Origin of the sequence: Pantoea sp. C8B4, assembly GCF_051336905.1 — a bacterium.
In the GTDB taxonomy this organism is placed as follows: domain Bacteria; phylum Pseudomonadota; class Gammaproteobacteria; order Enterobacterales; family Enterobacteriaceae; genus Pantoea; species Pantoea rwandensis_B.
Map to the genome: position 1 here is coordinate 119,523 of NZ_JBGMNK010000009.1, position 16,606 is coordinate 136,128.

General features: G+C 55.3%; 18 protein-coding genes. 5 read left to right on the forward strand and 13 right to left on the reverse strand.

Going from position 1 to position 16,606, the window contains the following annotated elements:
* Window positions 1-55 precede the first annotated feature (55 nt).
* The 6 genes from ACCW76_RS13155 to ACCW76_RS13180 form a co-directional block, all read right to left on the reverse strand.
* Window positions 56-1,219 (reverse strand): N-acetylglucosamine-6-phosphate deacetylase, encoded by a 1,164-nt coding sequence (locus ACCW76_RS13155; RefSeq protein ID WP_436338734.1) that lies wholly within the window; start codon window positions 1,217-1,219, stop codon window positions 56-58.
* Window positions 1,212-1,985: a 6-phosphogluconolactonase gene (locus ACCW76_RS13160; RefSeq protein WP_436338735.1), complete on the reverse strand. Its 774-nt coding sequence runs from the start codon at window positions 1,983-1,985 to the stop codon at window positions 1,212-1,214. Before ACCW76_RS13160 ends, ACCW76_RS13155 begins: the two co-directional genes overlap by 8 nt.
* Complete coding sequence (locus ACCW76_RS13165) at window positions 1,982-3,511, reverse strand: sodium:solute symporter family protein (protein WP_436338736.1); 1,530 nt, start codon at window positions 3,509-3,511, stop codon at window positions 1,982-1,984. The genes ACCW76_RS13160 and ACCW76_RS13165 overlap by 4 nt, the downstream gene beginning before the upstream one ends.
* A 225-nt stretch (window positions 3,512-3,736) precedes the next feature.
* Window positions 3,737-4,039 carry a PsiF family protein gene (locus ACCW76_RS13170; RefSeq protein WP_038650257.1) on the reverse strand — a complete coding sequence of 101 codons (303 nt, stop codon included), beginning with the start codon at window positions 4,037-4,039 and terminating at the stop codon, window positions 3,737-3,739.
* Between the two features lie 136 nt (window positions 4,040-4,175).
* Window positions 4,176-4,430 (reverse strand): anti-adapter protein IraP, encoded by a 255-nt coding sequence (iraP, locus tag ACCW76_RS13175; RefSeq protein WP_038648694.1) that lies wholly within the window; start codon window positions 4,428-4,430, stop codon window positions 4,176-4,178.
* A gap of 210 nt (window positions 4,431-4,640) precedes the next feature.
* Window positions 4,641-4,787: a hypothetical protein gene (locus ACCW76_RS13180; protein ID WP_166933682.1), complete on the reverse strand. Its 147-nt coding sequence runs from the start codon at window positions 4,785-4,787 to the stop codon at window positions 4,641-4,643.
* 253 nt (window positions 4,788-5,040) lie between these two features.
* Between ACCW76_RS13180 and ACCW76_RS13185 the strand changes: the two genes are divergently transcribed.
* Window positions 5,041-8,121 (forward strand): beta-galactosidase, encoded by a 3,081-nt coding sequence (locus ACCW76_RS13185; protein WP_436338737.1) that lies wholly within the window; start codon window positions 5,041-5,043, stop codon window positions 8,119-8,121.
* On the opposite strand, the gene ACCW76_RS13190 is transcribed toward ACCW76_RS13185, so the two are convergent.
* A complete protein-coding gene (locus ACCW76_RS13190) occupies window positions 8,060-9,367 on the reverse strand; it encodes a multidrug efflux MFS transporter (protein WP_436338738.1) in 1,308 nt (435 codons plus the stop codon). The two genes, ACCW76_RS13185 and ACCW76_RS13190, sit on opposite strands and share 62 nt — an antisense overlap.
* Before the next feature lie 393 nt (window positions 9,368-9,760).
* Between ACCW76_RS13190 and ACCW76_RS13195 the strand changes: the two genes are divergently transcribed.
* Window positions 9,761-10,015 carry a biofilm development regulator YmgB/AriR family protein gene (locus tag ACCW76_RS13195; RefSeq protein WP_038648702.1) on the forward strand — a complete coding sequence of 85 codons (255 nt, stop codon included), beginning with the start codon at window positions 9,761-9,763 and terminating at the stop codon, window positions 10,013-10,015.
* 274 nt (window positions 10,016-10,289) lie between these two features.
* Here the strand turns inward: ACCW76_RS13195 and ACCW76_RS13200 are convergent, their stop codons facing one another.
* The 3 genes from ACCW76_RS13200 to ACCW76_RS13210 all read right to left on the reverse strand — a co-directional run bounded on the left by ACCW76_RS13200 (window position 10,290) and on the right by ACCW76_RS13210 (window position 13,997).
* Window positions 10,290-10,607: a hypothetical protein gene (locus ACCW76_RS13200; protein ID WP_436338739.1), complete on the reverse strand. Its 318-nt coding sequence runs from the start codon at window positions 10,605-10,607 to the stop codon at window positions 10,290-10,292.
* A gap of 173 nt (window positions 10,608-10,780) precedes the next feature.
* On the reverse strand, window positions 10,781-11,080 hold the full coding sequence (locus ACCW76_RS13205) for an I78 family peptidase inhibitor (RefSeq protein ID WP_436338740.1): 300 nt from the start codon (window positions 11,078-11,080) through the stop codon (window positions 10,781-10,783).
* Between the two features lie 322 nt (window positions 11,081-11,402).
* Entirely contained in the window at window positions 11,403-13,997 is a 2,595-nt protein-coding gene (locus tag ACCW76_RS13210; protein ID WP_436338741.1) for a bifunctional diguanylate cyclase/phosphodiesterase, read from the reverse strand.
* A 216-nt stretch (window positions 13,998-14,213) separates the two neighbouring features.
* On the opposite strand from ACCW76_RS13210, the gene ACCW76_RS13215 reads away from it, so the two are divergent.
* On the forward strand, window positions 14,214-14,861 hold the full coding sequence (locus ACCW76_RS13215; RefSeq protein WP_034830547.1) for a CPBP family intramembrane glutamic endopeptidase: 648 nt from the start codon (window positions 14,214-14,216) through the stop codon (window positions 14,859-14,861).
* Between the two features lie 43 nt (window positions 14,862-14,904).
* Here ACCW76_RS13215 and ACCW76_RS13220 read toward each other — a convergent pair whose 3' ends face one another.
* Complete coding sequence (locus ACCW76_RS13220) at window positions 14,905-15,090, reverse strand: hypothetical protein (RefSeq protein ID WP_034830477.1); 186 nt, start codon at window positions 15,088-15,090, stop codon at window positions 14,905-14,907.
* 213 nt (window positions 15,091-15,303) lie between these two features.
* On the opposite strand from ACCW76_RS13220, the gene ACCW76_RS13225 reads away from it, so the two are divergent.
* A complete protein-coding gene (locus ACCW76_RS13225; RefSeq protein WP_007887091.1) occupies window positions 15,304-15,474 on the forward strand; it encodes a hypothetical protein in 171 nt (56 codons plus the stop codon).
* Between the two features lie 111 nt (window positions 15,475-15,585).
* The gene (locus ACCW76_RS13230; RefSeq protein WP_038648712.1) at window positions 15,586-15,819 is read left to right on the forward strand and encodes a hypothetical protein; all 234 of its coding nucleotides are present in this window, start codon (window positions 15,586-15,588) and stop codon (window positions 15,817-15,819) included.
* A gap of 111 nt (window positions 15,820-15,930) precedes the next feature.
* On the opposite strand, the gene yniD is transcribed toward ACCW76_RS13230, so the two are convergent.
* Both yniD and ACCW76_RS13240 read right to left on the reverse strand, forming a co-directional pair.
* Window positions 15,931-16,038 (reverse strand): small membrane protein YniD, encoded by a 108-nt coding sequence (gene yniD, locus ACCW76_RS13235; RefSeq protein WP_097117533.1) that lies wholly within the window; start codon window positions 16,036-16,038, stop codon window positions 15,931-15,933.
* A 78-nt stretch (window positions 16,039-16,116) separates the two neighbouring features.
* On the reverse strand, window positions 16,117-16,545 hold the full coding sequence (locus ACCW76_RS13240; RefSeq protein ID WP_034830472.1) for an OsmC family protein: 429 nt from the start codon (window positions 16,543-16,545) through the stop codon (window positions 16,117-16,119).
* Window positions 16,546-16,606 lie beyond the last annotated feature (61 nt).

Genomic DNA, 16,606 nt, shown 5'->3' on the forward strand with positions numbered 1-16,606 from the left:
ACGGCGGATAAGCCATGACTTATCGCGCCGTTAGCGAGGAAATTAACATTGCGCTTCAGGCTGAAGCGGCTTGCCACACCTTTTTGCCCTGTTTGATGCACGCCACTAACGCCACGCTGTTATCTGGCTGAGGTTTCAGCACCAGCACATCCGCTGGCGCGCCGGGTGACAATCCATGCTGCTGAGGCAAAGCTAACTGCTGCGCCGGTCGAATCGATGCCATCTCAATCGCCTGCTGCAAAGAGGCTAATTTTTGCCGCAGCAGAAAATTGACGCCATCCAGCAGACCACGCGCCGACCCGGCCAGCAGCTGTGGTGCATCGGCCATACTTAGCCGCCCTTCTGCACTCAACTGTACGCGTCCGCCTATCGCCGAATCGTAGATGCCCGGCGGCTGCCCAGCGAAACAGGTCACATCACTGACCAGTAAAGCCTGCTCGCCTTTCGCCCGTAAAAAGACTTTCAACACCTCGGCGGGTAAATGGTCACCATCGGCAATCAGCGTGGCCGCCAGCGCATCTTCTGCGAGCTGCTGCCAGATGTAATTGGGATGGCGCGGCAGTTGCAGATGCGCGCCATTGCCCAGATGGGTAGAGAGCGAGGCACCTGCCAGCACCGCATCATGAATCTGCGCGGCAGAGGCTGAAGTGTGCCCTATCGCGACCCGCACCTGCTGTGTCACGCAATGCTGAATGAGCTCGCGGCTTTGCGGCCATTCCGGCGAGAGCGTCAGTAAACGAATGCCCTGCTGAGCGGCTCGTTGCCAGCAATCAAACAAGGCGATATCCGGCGCACAGATCGCCTCGCGTGGATGCGCACCACGCGGCCCATCTTCCGGTGACAAAAACGGCCCTTCCAGATGAAATCCTGGTACCGCCAGCGCAACGTCAGAATAGTGCTCACTGGCGCTAGCCAATCGCTGTAGCGCTTGCGTGATCTCATCTGCTTGTGCGGTGATCACCGTTGGCATAAAGCTGGTGACGCCTTGCTGCCACAAGGCGCGCGTGGCATGCAGCACATCCTGTTCGCTAAAAGGAAAGTGATTAAAATCTACCCCCTGATAGCCATTCACTTGCAGATCCACCAGACCCGGCGCCAGAATCAGATCGTTGTCGGGCTCTGACAGCGATCGCACCTCTGCCAACGTGCCTTCACGCAGATAAAGCTCTATCGGCTCCAGCGTGCGGTAATCAAGACCGCGTAACAGGGTTTCAGTCAAAGACCACCTCCGCGCAGGCATCCGCGTCGATATACAATGTGCAATTGGGATGCTGGCGCAATTGCGTTGCCGGGCAAGCCGTGGAAATCGCATCCTGCAGTGTGGCCTGCACTGCTGCGCGTTTGGTCGCGCCCGGCACCATGCAGAAAAGCCGGGTGCCACGCATCAATGCGGGAATCGTCAGGGTCACCGCGTGCGTTGGCACCTGCTCGAGTGTGGTGAAACAGCCGTCGTTGACCTGCTGCTGACGGCAGGCGAGATCCAGTTGCACTGTCTTGACGCTAAGCGGATCGCTGAAATCCGCCACCGGCGGATCGTTAAAGGCCAGATGGCCATTTTCACCAATGCCCAGACAGACCACATCGATCGCCGCCGCCTCCAGTTTGTGCGCATAGGCGCGACAAATTTCCGCCGGATCGCCACTCGAAGGGATGAGATGCACTTCGCCGGGTTGAACCTGGTCAAACAGATGCTCACGCAGAAAATGACTGAATCGCTGCGGCGCCCCCTCATTCAGCCCAATGTATTCATCCATGTGAAACGCGTGAATGCGCTGCCAGTCGAGATGGGGTGCGGCCGCCAGTGCAGCGAGAAACTCACGTTGTGAAGGCGCGGCAGCAAATACCATCCGCACCACCGCCTGCTGTTGCAGTAATTGCTGCAGATGTGCGATGCAATCCTGTGCCGCCGCGGCGCCTAATGCATCACGATGGGCGAAGCGTTTGACCCATAAGCGGTCGCGCTTTCCCTGTTGTAAAAGCGTCATTCCAATCCCTCCTGAGAAGCGTTGTGACTCTGCGGCCAGCGCGAACTGGCAGTCGTATTCTGATCCTGATTGAGTGCTGTGAGCAGCGCGTCAACTTCCGGACGGACCGGCGCACGACGCAGCCATCCCATCACCACAAACAGCACCAGTGATGACATGACGGGTGCGGCCACCTGAGTGGCGGTGCTGACATCGGTGAAGATAAACTTCACGCAGAAAAAGGTGCCCACGCCTACCGCCCAACTCACCAGCGCGGCGGCACTGCCGCTACGGCGAAATGCGGGCAGTAAGCCTAAAAGCATCGGAATCGAAATGGGCCCCACCAATCCGCCGAACCAGATAATCAGCAGAGACAGCACACCGCCGAAACGGCTGGCATTCATGGCGATAATCAACGTGGTGATGATGAAGAGAAAAGCCGTCAGACGCGCCACTAACAGCGAGCTTTTACCACGCTGAAAACGGCGCGGCAGCATGCCGGGAAGAATGTCACGCGTCACCACTGCCGTGATGGCATTGGCATCTGATGAGGTCATCGATAACGTGTGAGTGAACATTGCCACCAGCACTAATCCGATTAACCCATTCGGCAGCAGTTCCATGGCCATCACAGAGTAAGAACGTGAGGGATCGCTGAGATGAGGAAACAGCAGCGGTGCAGCCCACATCGGCCAGAACAGAATCAGCGGCCAGATCAGGTAGAGTGCGGCTGAGAGCAACGCGGCTTTACGTGCATCGCGGCCCGCCGGTGCGGCGATAAAGCGCTGTGCCAGATTCCAGGTACCACCGTTGTAGCTCAGGGTGTAAATCACAAAGTAAGCCAGAATAAAGCCGAGTGTGTACGGCTCCTGGACGATGTCGGTGTGCGTCGCGGGCAAGTGCTGCCAGATGGTAAACAGCTCGCCGAAACCACCAAGATGCATCGCCACAGCCACCACCATGACAATCGCGGCGACAAACTGCACCACAAACTGGCCGAAGTCATTACAGGCATCGGCCCATAAACCGCCCATCACCGTATAGAACAGGCTCAGCGCACCGGAGATGCAAATGCCTATCAACGGATCTAATCCGGTAAAGACGTTGATGATCACGGCGATGGCGGCCCATTTAGCGCCGACGTCGAAGGTTTTCAGCAGCACCCCACTCCACGCCAGCACCATCTGCGTTGGCAGGTTGTAACGCGTAGCGAGGTACTCCATCGGCGATTCGATATTCATATGAATCCGCAGCCGGGCCCAGCGTGGCGCAAAGAGGCGCGATCCGATTAATACCGCAATCGAGATGGGAAACGCCCACCAGAAATAGATGGTGATGCCCATGTTGTAAGCCACTGCGGCATAGGCCACGAACACGGCCGCACTGTAGCCGGACATATGATGCGAGACGCCGGATAGCCACCAGGGCATTTTTCCACCTGCCGCGAAGAAATCACGCGTGCTGCCTACTTTACGCATCGCCCAGAGCGTAATGGCCACTATCATCAACGCATAGAGCGCCATTACCGCATAATCAAGCACATTCATAAGAGTCTCCACAGGTCAAAGCTGCCCGACGAAGGAACCGGCCTCGAGGGGAAGAATAGGTTATTTTTTAATTAGTCCTTATTTAGGATTAATAAATCCTGCCACCTTTGCCGCACTTAAAATGTGATGACGCTCCGGCTATTACTTTTTCTTCTGATCAGAAAGAGAGGTGCAATAAAAAGGGCCCATACCAAGTATGAACCCTTAAATCAGGGGGTCATTCGATTAGGCTTTTTTCAGGCAGGAACTCATAAAGGTCTTACGCGCATCGCCGCTGAGTTTTTTATCAGCCGCGTCGGTATTACAGGTTTTCATCTTCATTTGCTGCGGCGTCATGCTGCCCATCTTGCTGTCTTTTTTTAGACAGTCGCTCATGAAGGATTTACGCGCGTCCCCTTTTAAATCCTGTGAGGAAGCGTGTTGGTTACACATGGTCATTTTATTTTGTTGGGCGGTTTTCTCTGCTGCCCCCGCACTGCCCGCCAACAGCAGGCCTGCTGCTATCATTGCCAAAAGACACGATTTCATTGCCGGAATCTCCATAGAATTATTGCCTCTTAATCATGGCAGGAAATAAGCAATGCAGAAAAAAATATATTCTCTCGTCCAGAGCTTGCTGCGAGCACGCTAACAGCAAAATCGGTTCTTCAGCGTGACGTGACGCTTACACGCGGGGATGATTCAGCAGCTTTTCAACGTAGTTACGCAGCAGAGTGGTATCAGGGGTTTCTGCCGCAGGGGCAAGTGGAGGCATCGCGGTGGCGATACCGGCCGCAATCTCGTTGAATTGTTCAGGTTCCAGTTTACGCAGCATGGCCGTCAGCACAATTTCTAATGCCTCAACCTGGACCACTAATTCTTTGGACTCTTCTTCTTTCTCAGCCAGTTTTAGCAGGAGTTCCGCAATCAGGTTTTTCATGCGACGGGCTCAATAAGAGATGGAAAACAGACGTTAGCACTGAGGGAGCGAAAACAACAGGGGTTTCTGGCAGTTTGCCCAAAATTTAGAATAAGCGCAGCGTTAAAAAAGAAACGGAATTTCAATATGTAACGGCGAAACGTTTCACTTCATAGATAGGGCTTTTTCGAAACGTTTCGCGCGTCGTCATGCATTACCGTCTGGCGCTAATTAATGGGGTCCCATAAAGCCACGACCTGGACCGCCACCGCCGCCAGGACCACCCCAACCGCCTCCGCCACCCGGCGGTGGGAAGATACAACCGCTCAACGCGGTCACCAATGCCACAACGGCAGCGAGTTTAATAATACGGACCATAATTACCTCAGAATGGTGAAATCGGGCTGAGTGTATGAGGCGGCAACGGGCGCGACAATACAGAATTCTCTGCAACCCGGCGCTATTCATCTCTGCTCACCATGCTTAACAAATTACTGGCACTACGCCCGCGAAAAAACCACAGAGGCATCATCATATTGACGAAAATTTCAACCATTGCGGGCGGTCGATCACTTTACACGCCGCGCGAAATGACGCAATGTGAGCGCATTACAATCAATGAGATCTTACCATGACCCTGCCCACTCATTCTCTCAGTGATATCCTGGCGCGTCGCGACTGGGAAAATCCGGTGATCACCAGCCTGAATCGTCTGGATGCTCATCCGCCGTTTTCCAGCTGGCGCGATGAAGTCAGTGCACGTGATGACGCCCCCTCGCCTTCGCGCCAGTTATTAAACGGTCAGTGGACTTTCAGCTATTTCCCTCAACCCGAAGCGGTGCCGCAAAGTTGGTTACTGCAGGATCTGCCTGGCGCGCACGCACTTCCCGTACCCGCTAACTGGCAACTGCATGGCTTCGATGCGCCAATCTACACCAATGTGCAGTATCCCATCCCCGTCAATCCGCCTTGGGTACCTAAAGAGAACCCCACCGGATGTTATTCGCTCACATTCAATGTTAATGACAGTTGGCTGACGCAAGGACAAACGCGCATTGTGTTTGATGGTGTCAACTCCGCCTTCTTCTTGTGGTGCAACGGGCAGTGGATAGGCTATTCCCAGGACAGCCGCCTGCCGGCCGAGTTTGATCTGAGTCAGTCATTGCAGCGCGGCCAGAACCGACTGGCAGTGATGGTGTTGCGCTGGAGCGATGGCAGCTATTTAGAAGATCAGGATATGTGGCGCATGAGCGGGATTTTCCGCGACGTCACCCTGCTCCATAAGCCATCAACTCAACTGGCTGACGTGCAAATCGAAACGGCGCTGAGCCCGGAATATATCCGTGGCGATCTGCGCGTGAGTGTCAAAATTAACGCTGGTGAACGGCCGCTAAATCAGTGCCGTCTGCGTGTGAGCCTGTGGCAAGACGAAACCTGCATCGGTAGCGAAGAACAAGCACCGGGCAGTGCGGTCATTGACGAGCGTGGACATTACCCAGAGCGTGCGCTGCTGGTGCTGCCGATAAAAAATCCGCTGCTGTGGAGCGCGGAAACGCCCCACCTTTATCGTGCCGTGGTGACACTGCTGGATGACAACGGCCAGGTGATTGAAGCGGAAGCGTACGATGTGGGCTTCCGGCGCGTCAGCATTGAAAACGGCCAGCTGTGCGTTAACGGTAAAGCGCTGCTGATTCGCGGTGTGAATCGTCATGAACACCATCCGGAAAATGGCCAGGTGGTGGATGAAGCCAGCATGCGGCGCGATATTGAATTGATGAAGCGTCACAACTTCAACGCCGTTCGCTGTGCGCATTATCCCAACCATCCGCTGTGGTATCGCCTGTGCGATGAATATGGCTTATATGTCGTCGATGAGGCCAATATTGAAACCCACGGCATGCAGCCAATGAACCGTTTATCGGCCGATCCACGCTGGTTCGCCGCTTACAGCGAACGTGTGACACGCATGGTACAGCGCGATCGCAACCACGCCTGCATCATCATCTGGTCACTGGGCAATGAGTCCGGCCACGGCAGTACGCACGATGCACTCTATCAGTGGGTGAAAAGCAGCGACCCGACGCGTCCGGTGCAATACGAAGGCGGAGGTGCCAATACCGCCGCCACCGACATTGTCTGCCCAATGTATGCGCGCGTCGATCAGGATCAGCCCTTCCCAGCCGTGCCGAAATGGTCGCTGAAAAAATGGATTGGCCTGCCGGGTGAAACGCGTCCGTTAATCTTGTGCGAGTATGCGCATGCCATGGGCAATAGCTTCGGAGGCTTCGCCAAATACTGGCAGGCTTTCCGCCAGTTCCCGCGCCTGCAGGGCGGCTTTGTCTGGGATTGGGTCGATCAAAGCCTGACGCGTTATGACGAGCAAGACCAGCCATGGCAAGCCTACGGCGGCGATTTTGGTGATACTCCTAACGACCGCCAGTTTTGCATGAACGGCCTGGTGTTTGCCGATCGCACGCCGCATCCTGCTCTGTTTGAAGCACAGCGTGCACAGCAGTTCTTCCAGTTCCAGCGCGATGCCAATAACGCCTGGCGTTTCACCCTCTCCAGCGAGTATCTGTTCCGCAGCAGCGATAATGAAGTGCTGCGCTGGTCGATCGAACAGGATGGCGTATCACTCGCGCGGGGCGAACTGCCGCTGCATCTTGCCGCGCAGGGCAGCCAGGTGATTGATATCCCTGCTGCTGAACATTTACAGGGTAATGCGTGGCTGAATCTGGCGGTGCATCAGATCGCGGCCACCGCATGGTCGGAAGCCGATGCCTGTGTGGCCTGGGATCAATGGCCGCTGCCCGCTGCGTTAATGCCACGGGTGATTGATGCCATGCCAACCGCGCCTGAACTGATTGCCAATCACGATCTGGTTGCTGTGCAATTGCCGCAACAGCGCTGGCACTTCTCGCGCCGCAGTGGGGAATTGGTGCAGTGGTTTGTTAACGATGAAGAGACGATGCTGACGCCATTGCAGGAGTGCTTCGTACGCGCGCCGATTGATAACGATATCGGCACCAGTGAAGCCGCCAATGTCGATCCCAATGCCTGGGTGGAACGCTGGAAACACGCGGGCTATAACCAGCTGGAAGCGGTGCTGCTGGATATGCAGGTCGATAGTCTGAAACACAGCGTGCTGATTGAAACCTGGCATCAGTGGCAGGCCAATGGGCAGGTGATCTTTACCAGCCACAAGCGTTATCAGATCGGTGGCAACGGTGAGTTGGGCATCAGTGTCGAGGTGCAACAGGCGCCGGGCTTGCCTGCTCCCGCGCGCATCGGGTTGCGTTGTCAGTTGAGGAACGCACCGCAGAACGTGTGCTGGCTCGGCCTGGGGCCGCACGAAAACTATCCGGATCGTCAACTGGCGGCGCAGTTTTCGCACTGGCAGCAGCCGCTGGCTGCGCTGAGTACCGCCTATGTGTTCCCGGGTGAGAACGGATTGCGCTGCGGCACGCGCCAGCTTGATACCGGCAGCTGGCAGGCGAGCGGCGATTTTGCTTTCTCGCTCAGCCGCTACAGCCTGGAACAGTTGCGGGATACTTCGCATCGCCATCTGTTACGGGAAGAGGAAGGCTGTTGGCTGCACCTTGATGGCTTCCATATGGGCGTGGGCGGTGACGACTCATGGAGCCCCAGCGTCAGCCCGGAGTTTTTGCTTTCTCAGCAGCAGTGGCACTACGCGCTGACGCTGCGCCAGTAGCATTCTTCGCCGCCTCACCTTGCTGGCTCAGCGGTGGAGTCAGCTCGGTTTTCGGGCGGCGATAGAAGCGGCGCAGAAGCAGGACATTCAACAGCACCACCACGGCGGTCGCGAAGAAGACCCAGCGATAGCCGGTCGCAGCAGACACCGCCGCACCCAATAGCGGGCCGGCCACATTGCCGAGATACATAAAGGATTGGTTGTAACCAAAGATGCGTCCGGTGACATTATCGCGCGAGTGGCGTACCAGCAGCGTTTGTACTGCGGGCATCATCGCGCCATCGGCAAAGCCCAGCAGGAAACGCAGCACGCCTAACTGGGTGGCGCTGGTAACGAATGACATCGCCATCAGCAACACCAGAGAAAACAACATGGTGCCCATCAGAATGCGCTGCGTGCCGATGCGATCGCCCAGCTTACCCAAACGAGGGGCGGAGATCAGCGCCGAAACGCCCGGCAGTGCAGCAATCACACCACTGAGGAAGGCCAGATTCTGCGCATCGGGTGCCAGCTCGCGCACGAACAGCGTCAGGATCGGGTTTACCGAGCCGTTACACATCTGGATCACCATGGTGGTGACGAACAGACACATCATCAGACGAGGATTGTCGAGGCTGCGGAACACGTCACGTCCGCTCATTTTGTCCTGCTTGCTCACTGGCGTGTAGCCGGTCTCTTTGATCAGGAACAACGTGACAAGGAAGCTCACCATCAACAGCACCGCCGTGACAATAAACACCATGCGCAGTCCCAGCCAGTCAGCCAGCAGCCCGCCGATCATCGGCCCCAGAATCACGCCGCCAATTTGCCCGGTGGAGACACAGCTCAATGCCCAGCCGCTGCGCTCACGCGGAACCTGAGCGGCCACCAGCGCCATCGCATTAGGAATATAACCGGATGTCAGGCCCATGAGCGCACGCAGCAGCAGCAGCTGCCATGCTTCGGTCACAAAAGCCTGCAGCAGAATCACCGCACCCATACCAAAAGATGCGCGTAACAGCATCAGCTTGCGCCCTTTACGGTCAGCCAGACTGCCCCACAGCGGCGCCACCGCAGCAGAGACGATGAAGGTGATACTGAAGGTGAGACCCGACCAGACGCTCAGTGCATTGGCGCCATGGATACCGAGTTCCTCAACGTAAAGCGGCAGGAAGGGAATAATCTGGCTGATGGCTAATCCAGTGAAAAAGCAGCCAAACCAGACCGATATCAGATTGACCTTCCAGGACTCGATGGAGCGTAGCATGGGCGTGTACATCAGAAAAAATGAAATGAGGGTTCAGTCTAACAACCTCATAACATCGCTGGACGGCAAAACATGGCATCGGGTTAAAAACGCAGTTTTCCGCTGCCGTGCGTGATTCTGCTCACAGCAAATAGTGTAAGGGGCACGATTTGTAGTGTCTTTATGTGCTGAAACAAACAACTCAGCAAGATAAGCGCATCGCGACAGAGAGCAAACGTGAAAAAATATGTCTATCCATTACTGACAATATTCGACGCCGCATCTATGTTTAAAAAATCACCGGCCATCGCTGGCGAGGCGCTGCCCGTTCTGGACAGTTCCCATGCTTAACCCATATTTCCCAATGCTGCCAATAAACGGCGGTGAGCATCGTTGTCTCTGCGGAGGTCAGCCATGAGAACACATCCTAACAGCGCCAGTCGGGCGATTACCGACTACTTCAACAGTCCTGCCTGGCATGCGCCGCACGAGAGCGATCTGCTGGCAGCGATCATGCGCGAATTGATGGATGATGGTCAGCCCGCGACCAGCAAAGCGATCATTGCGCGGGTGATTGCCAAACTGGAATTTGAAGGAGATGAGCAGCAGCTACAAAGCTACCGTAATTTGCTGGCGCAGCTGCTGGAAGACAGACAACAAAAGCCGTAATGTGCCGTCATTCAGCCACCTGCCAAATCACCTTATGTGCAGGCGGATCCTAAGACATCAGCGTTCAGTGACTTTCAGACGCACCGTTTGCGGTGGATCTTAAAGACATCTGTAGCGTTCAGCGGCTTCCAGACCCGCCGTTTGCAGGCGGGCTCTAAAGACATCTACAGCGCTCAACGACTTCCAGACGCGCCGTTTGCAGGCGGGCTCTAAAGACATCTACAGCGTTCAACGGCTTCCAGACCCGCCGTTTACAGGCGCGCCTCATCGCGTTTTACTTCACGACACGCAGATGATCGGCTTCGCTGACCACCGCCTTACCGCTCGCACGATGATACAGACACAGCTCATGCCCGAGCTGGTTTTTCATGTGCTTCTGTGGATAACGCCCTTCCAGCAGTACCGCATCGTAACCGACGCTATCGTCATACTGAATCGGTTTACCCACCACTTTCACCGCCTTCAGGCCGCTGGCTTTCAGACAAGCTTGCTGCCGGCTTTGCGTGTTTTGCTGCCAAGCGGCTTCGCTCGAGGCGTGCGCCAGTGGGCTTAATAACAGGGTGATTAGCAGGATTTTACCGGTGTGTCTCATCGTCGCTCCTCAATTAATCCAGTACGGATTAATAGATAAAAAAATTCCCGCCGAGGCGGGAAGAAACAAGACGAGCATTGCATATTCGAGAGTGACGAGGAAATCTCCGTAATGCGCAGCTATCCTCGCCCGGCGCCATGACAGCCCGATGACAATGCGATGTCCGTTTGAATTTACCCGCAGTAAACCCGCGAAATTTTACCGCTTTGGTCGGCGGTAAAGTTCAGGCGGCGCAGATTGAAGTCCATGGTGACGGCACCGTTCCACGGAATGGCGCGCACTGGCACCGCAAAGCGTTGGGTATCAAGGCTACTCAGTGGCTGGCCGATATAATTCTGATATTGCGATGCGCCACACTGATCGGCTTCGGGATCGTGGCTGACGGCAGCGGTGCTGTCCGGTTTGCTGGCGGACTGACAGGCGGTTAAGGCAAAAAAGGCCGTAGCCAGTAACGCTTTTCCATAATGGGTCACAAGTTTCTCCTCCTGGATAGTAAACGAACCGTTCCCGAGAGTAACAAAGCAAGCCCTTATTGTGAAAACAATGACAGAGGATTAGTCGAATAATTGTGTTCTAACGCGCGATCTTCCTCTCAATTTCCAGGATTAACCGCACGCACGGTCTAAAATTCACGCGCTGAGTCACTACAATTATCTAAGAATTATCTGAGGTGACGATGATGGAACTTGCCATTTTTATCGGCTTTGCCATCCTGATGACCGTGGTTGCGGTTCGGGTGCGTTAAGCCCTGATGAGACGGGCGGCTAAACCGCCGCCATAACCGAGAAGCCGCACTTACTGAGCGGCTTCTTTTTCATCCTGCAAGCGCACTTTAAACGCCGCAAGTGGCATTGGCTTGCCGAGAAAATAGCCCTGTCCCTCTTCACAAGAAAGCGCCTTAAGCTCATTGAGCTGCGCTTCGGTTTCAATCCCTTCTGCCGTGATGGTGAGTGCAAATGCCCGCGCCAATCCGACAATCCCTGCCACCACTGATTGTGCCTGCCTGGATTCCGGGAACTCTTTCATCCACGATCGATCGATTTTCAAACCATTGAACGGGAAGGTTTTGAGATAGCCTAAAGCAGCATAGCCAGTACCAAAATCATCCACCGTCAGCCGCACACCCAGCGCACGCAACCCCTGCATGATTTCCAGTGCACGATCGGGATGCTCGAAGGTCACGTTTTCAGTGATCTCCAGTTCCAGCCGTGTGGCCGGTAAACCGCTAACCGCCAGCGCGTGTGCGACACGATCCACCAGATCGCTATTACGGAATTCCACCGGAGAGATGTTCACGGATACGTAGCGCTGGTCGCCCCAATCGCTGGCATCATGGCAGGCGCGCATGAGCACCCAGTCACTGATGGCAGCGATCAGCCCATTCTCTTCCGCCAGCGGAATAAAGCGGTCAGGGGTAATCCATTGATCCTCAGCCACTTGCCAGCGAATCAGCGCTTCCGCGCCAGCCAGCTGTCCACTTTGCAGCTGGTAACGCGGCTGATAGTGCAGTGAAAACGTGTTGTTGCGCAGCGCCTCTTCAATCGCCTGCACCATATCGCGTTTCGATTGAATATGGTTGGCCATATCGTTGGAGTACCACACCCAGCGATCGCGTCCAGCCGTGCGTGCCTGACCGAGTGCAATGTCCGCCAGTCGCAGCAAGGCTTCCGGCTGGCTGGCATCCTGCGGTGCGCTGACAATACCCATGCTGGCGGTCAGGCTCAGTTGGTGCGAGCCGGTGATAATGGGCTGATGGACGGCGCGCTGCAGCGCACGGCAACGATACTCCAGACCGGCACGCGAGCTTTCGCGCAGCAGCAGAATAAACTCATCCCCGCCCAGCCGTGCCGCCAGCTCATCGGGACCGATCAGATTTTTCAGCCGCTGAGAGATCTCATTCAGCACCACATCGCCCACCGCGTGCCCCCAGGAATCGTTGATCGGTTTGAACTGATCCAGATCGAAGCTGATGACAAACAGCGGTGACGCTTGCGTGGCGTGTTCCAGATGCGTGGTCAGAAATTCCTGCAGTTGCATGCGGTTGGCGAGACCAGTGAGGAGATCGTGGCGCGACAGGAACTGGATGCGTGCTTCCGCATCTACTTCATGAGTGATATCAGACACTGCACCGCGAAAGCCGGTACGCAAGCCGTTGCGGCGAATGGTTTTCGCCATCAGTTCACCGATACGACGCTCACCATTGGCGGCCATAAACTGGCAGCGCAGCGGTACATGCTGCATTTCATCGCCCTGACGCAGCAGCCAGGCCACCAGCGAATGGCTAGGATGGCTAAGGAGCTGATCCAGCGGGCGTCCAATCCAGCTTTTGATATCGTGTCCGGTGACTGCCGCAAAGCGCGAGGAGAGATAGCAAAGACGGCCCTGATCGTCGACTTCCCAAATCCAGTCCGAGGCCGCTTCTGCCAGATCGCGAAAACGCTCTTCACTGTTGGCCAGCTCACGCTGGCTGATGGCCAGCATTTCAAAGCGACGATCAGAGATCACCGCATTGTGCAATGCATGGCGAACCACCCGGCGTGTGACGAGCGCGACCGCCAGCACCGTGAAGAAGAGCAGTGGCATCATCAGCCAGATCACGCCGAACCCGGGATTTTTAGCCTGCCAGCGCAACACCATCGGCTCGCCCTGAATCACCGGTTCGACCAGCCGCGGCTCATACAATGCATCGTTTAGGCCATTGGCAATGCGCGGAGCAACCACATTGAGCGACTTGCCAAGCGCCTGCAGTTTTTCCGGCGTCATGATGTTGATGAACACCATCACCGAAGCGGGGCCTGGGATAGTAGGGAGATCGGGCACTTTGCCTGGCGTGATCGGCGCAGCCACCACCAATGCCGGTTGTTGGTTGATTATCGCATTGCGCGTGATGCCATCATCAGGCTGGTGACGTGCGGCAGCCAGCAACAGTGCACTTTGCCCGCCTAACCAACTCTCCAGCGAAGCTTCTGACAATTTGCCATTCACCACCGCATAGCGCGTTTTGCCCGCACCATCGATCACAAACACGCCATCGTAGTGATACTCTTTGTACAGGCTTGGGCCAAAGTTCTCTTCGTCCCACGCCCAGACTTTGTTCACCGTCAGGTGCAAATTTTTCCAGCCTTCACCCCAGTTGGCATAATCACGCACATCAATGATCATCTTCTCCTGCTGCTGTAGCCAGGCCTGGCGCATCAGGTTGACATCCTGCTGGATGGAATCACTGTTTTGTCGGTGGGCTATCACCAGCACCATCACGACTGAAAGCAGCAGCACGCCAAACAGCAGCGACGTCAAGGTGCGCAAACTGCGTCGCGTCACCCGAACGGTGTGCGCTTCCATATTAGCCCTGGCAGGCAAGGTCGCGTGCCGGTGATACTCAGAATTCATGCAATATGCTCGCAAAACAGAGGCAGCAAAAGAGAAGACAGGGTGCGCGTTCAAGACGCCTCTGTCCTGTAATGGTTTTTTCGGTTATCGGCGCAGGCCGCCGCAGATTTAGTCCTCGCGGCGGAATTTTTGAGCAGTGCGATTCTGTGTGGGGCCATCTCGACAGCAATGATCGCCATTGCTACTATGCGTTTTCCTCTGCCCATTGAGCTGATTATGGACACCCAATCCGACAAAGTGACGCTGACGCTGTTCTATGCCGCGAGCTTTGTGGTGTATTACGTCGTGACCATGCTGATTACGCTGTTTCCCAACTACGGGGCGCTGCGTAATAACGGTTTACTGGTGCCTGTGCTCTGCTTGTTCGAATTCGCGGTCATTTATCCGCTGTATCGTTTTTACTGCCAACGCCGCACTGACATTCCGCTGGGATATCTCCGCCCTGGCCAGGCGTTGCTGTTTGTGGGTGCGCTGGTGGCACTGATGGTGGCGCAAACGCAATTCCTGCAACCGGAAGGCTGGTTGATTGCCCAGAGCCAACAGGGTCGCAGTTCGATGTTGATCCTGCTGCTGACCGCCGTGCTGCTGGCGCCAGTGTTTGAAGAGGTGTTGTTCCGCGGTTTTCTGTTACAGGGGTTTCTGTTGTGGGCGCCGAAGAGTCGCTTCGCCTGCATGCTGCTCACCTCGCTGCTGTTCGCCGCGATGCACACGCAGTACGTGCACTGGGAAACCATCGTGGCCCTGACGCTGTTTTCACTGTTGCTGTGTTACGCCCGTCTGCGCAGCAATAGCCTCGCGCTTCCCATCTTCCTGCATACGCTGAATAACCTGATCGCGATTCTGCCCGCCTGGTTCTACGCATAAAAAAAACAGCGCAATCTCTTGCGCTGTTTTCAGGATAAAAGCATCAGGAAATGGCCGAGTCTTTGTGTTTGTCCGCCTCAAAATGGGCTTTGAACTGCTCGTAGATAGAAATCATGTTTGAAGCATCGCCTTGCATTGGGCTGAGTTTGCCTGCACGCACCAGTTCAATCACCAGTTGCAGCGCGGCTTGTTTTGGGCTGCTGGCCGGATGGGCAATTTCGTTCAACATTGGTCACTCACTCATCATTCTTGTCAGGGCCGCACAGTTTAGCCCAGATTGTACTGCGGATGTGTGTCCGGCTGGTTATAATCTCACCGTTCGCACCACAAGGCCGCTCAAGGTGATCATTGACTCTGCTGCCGTTTGGCTATACTGGATTAAAAAAAGGAACGAACAGCCACTGCTTCCGTATCATCAGGAACGTGTTAAAGGAGTCCAATCATGCTGATTGGTTTTGTGTTGTTAGTGAGCGCGTGTGGACATGATGCCTGTGACGCCTTACCCGTGTCAGAACGTATCTACCCGACCAAAGTGGCCTGTGAGCAAATGGCCGACCGCATCCATAAAGTCCGTCCGAATGTGGTCCTGCTGTGCGGGGAAGTGCACCGTTAATTCGGTGCCATTTTATATTCATTGTACAAAAAATAAGCCAGACGGCATTGCAAGATCGGCGCGCAGCGTCCAAAATATAAGCTGCTTTACACTATTACCGTTGTGAATCCCATGAAGAATCATCGCCCCCGTCGTCCAAACGGACGCTGGGTTTATTACATTTTGTATGATGGCATTCTCTGGCCCTGCCCGGTACGCTGGGAGTGGGAGAGCAGCTTTGAAGGCTGGTTGCCATTCTACTACTCACCCACCTTTGAGTTTGTGGCGGGTGACCCACGCAAGGCCTATCGCATTGCGCGCAGCAGTGTGCGTAACGTTCGCCAGCCAGACAGCGAATACGCCTGAATCAACCGAGTTGCCACGGTAACCAGGAGGCGGTCAGCAGATAGTGCACCCCTTCCAGCACCAGAATCACCATCACTAGCACGCCGAGCTTATGGCGGCAGATCCAATCTTTCAGCCCCATATCATGGCAGCCCAACGAATCAGCATCAGCGCGCCGCAAATGCACAGCAGCACCACAATCATTTTCCAGTGTTTAGTTGCAGCCAGTTTTTTCCCCACGCATCCTCCAGACGGCAGAAAGCAACGATGCGCCCAAAGGCGCATCGCTATTCTACCGCTGGTAAACCGTAAGGGCGATTAATTATTCAGCGTATAGTCCAGGCTGATCTCGGCATTCAGCACCTGAGAGACCGGGCAGCCCGCTTTGGCTTTCTGAATAATCTCATCAAATTTGGCACTGTCGATGCCAGGTAACGCAATGGTGCTGGTCAGTGCGATTTTAGTAATGGCAAAACCTTCACCTTTTTTGTCCAGTGACACATCCGCTGTGGTGTCGATGCTTTTTGGCGGATGGCCAGCCTGACCCAGCATCAGCGACAACGCCATGGAGAAGCACGCCGCATGTGCAGCACCGATCAACTCTTCCGGATTGGTGCCCTTCTCACCCTCAAAACGGGTATTAAAACCGTAAGGCTGGTTGCTCAGCACGCCACTTTCGGTGCTCACGGTACCTTTGCCTTTGATGTCGCCTTCCCAATGGGCCGATCCTTTCTTATGAATGGTCATGTCATTCCTCCTGTTAGTCAGACAGGAGATCAGTATAGACAACCCCTCCCATTTTGCTTTT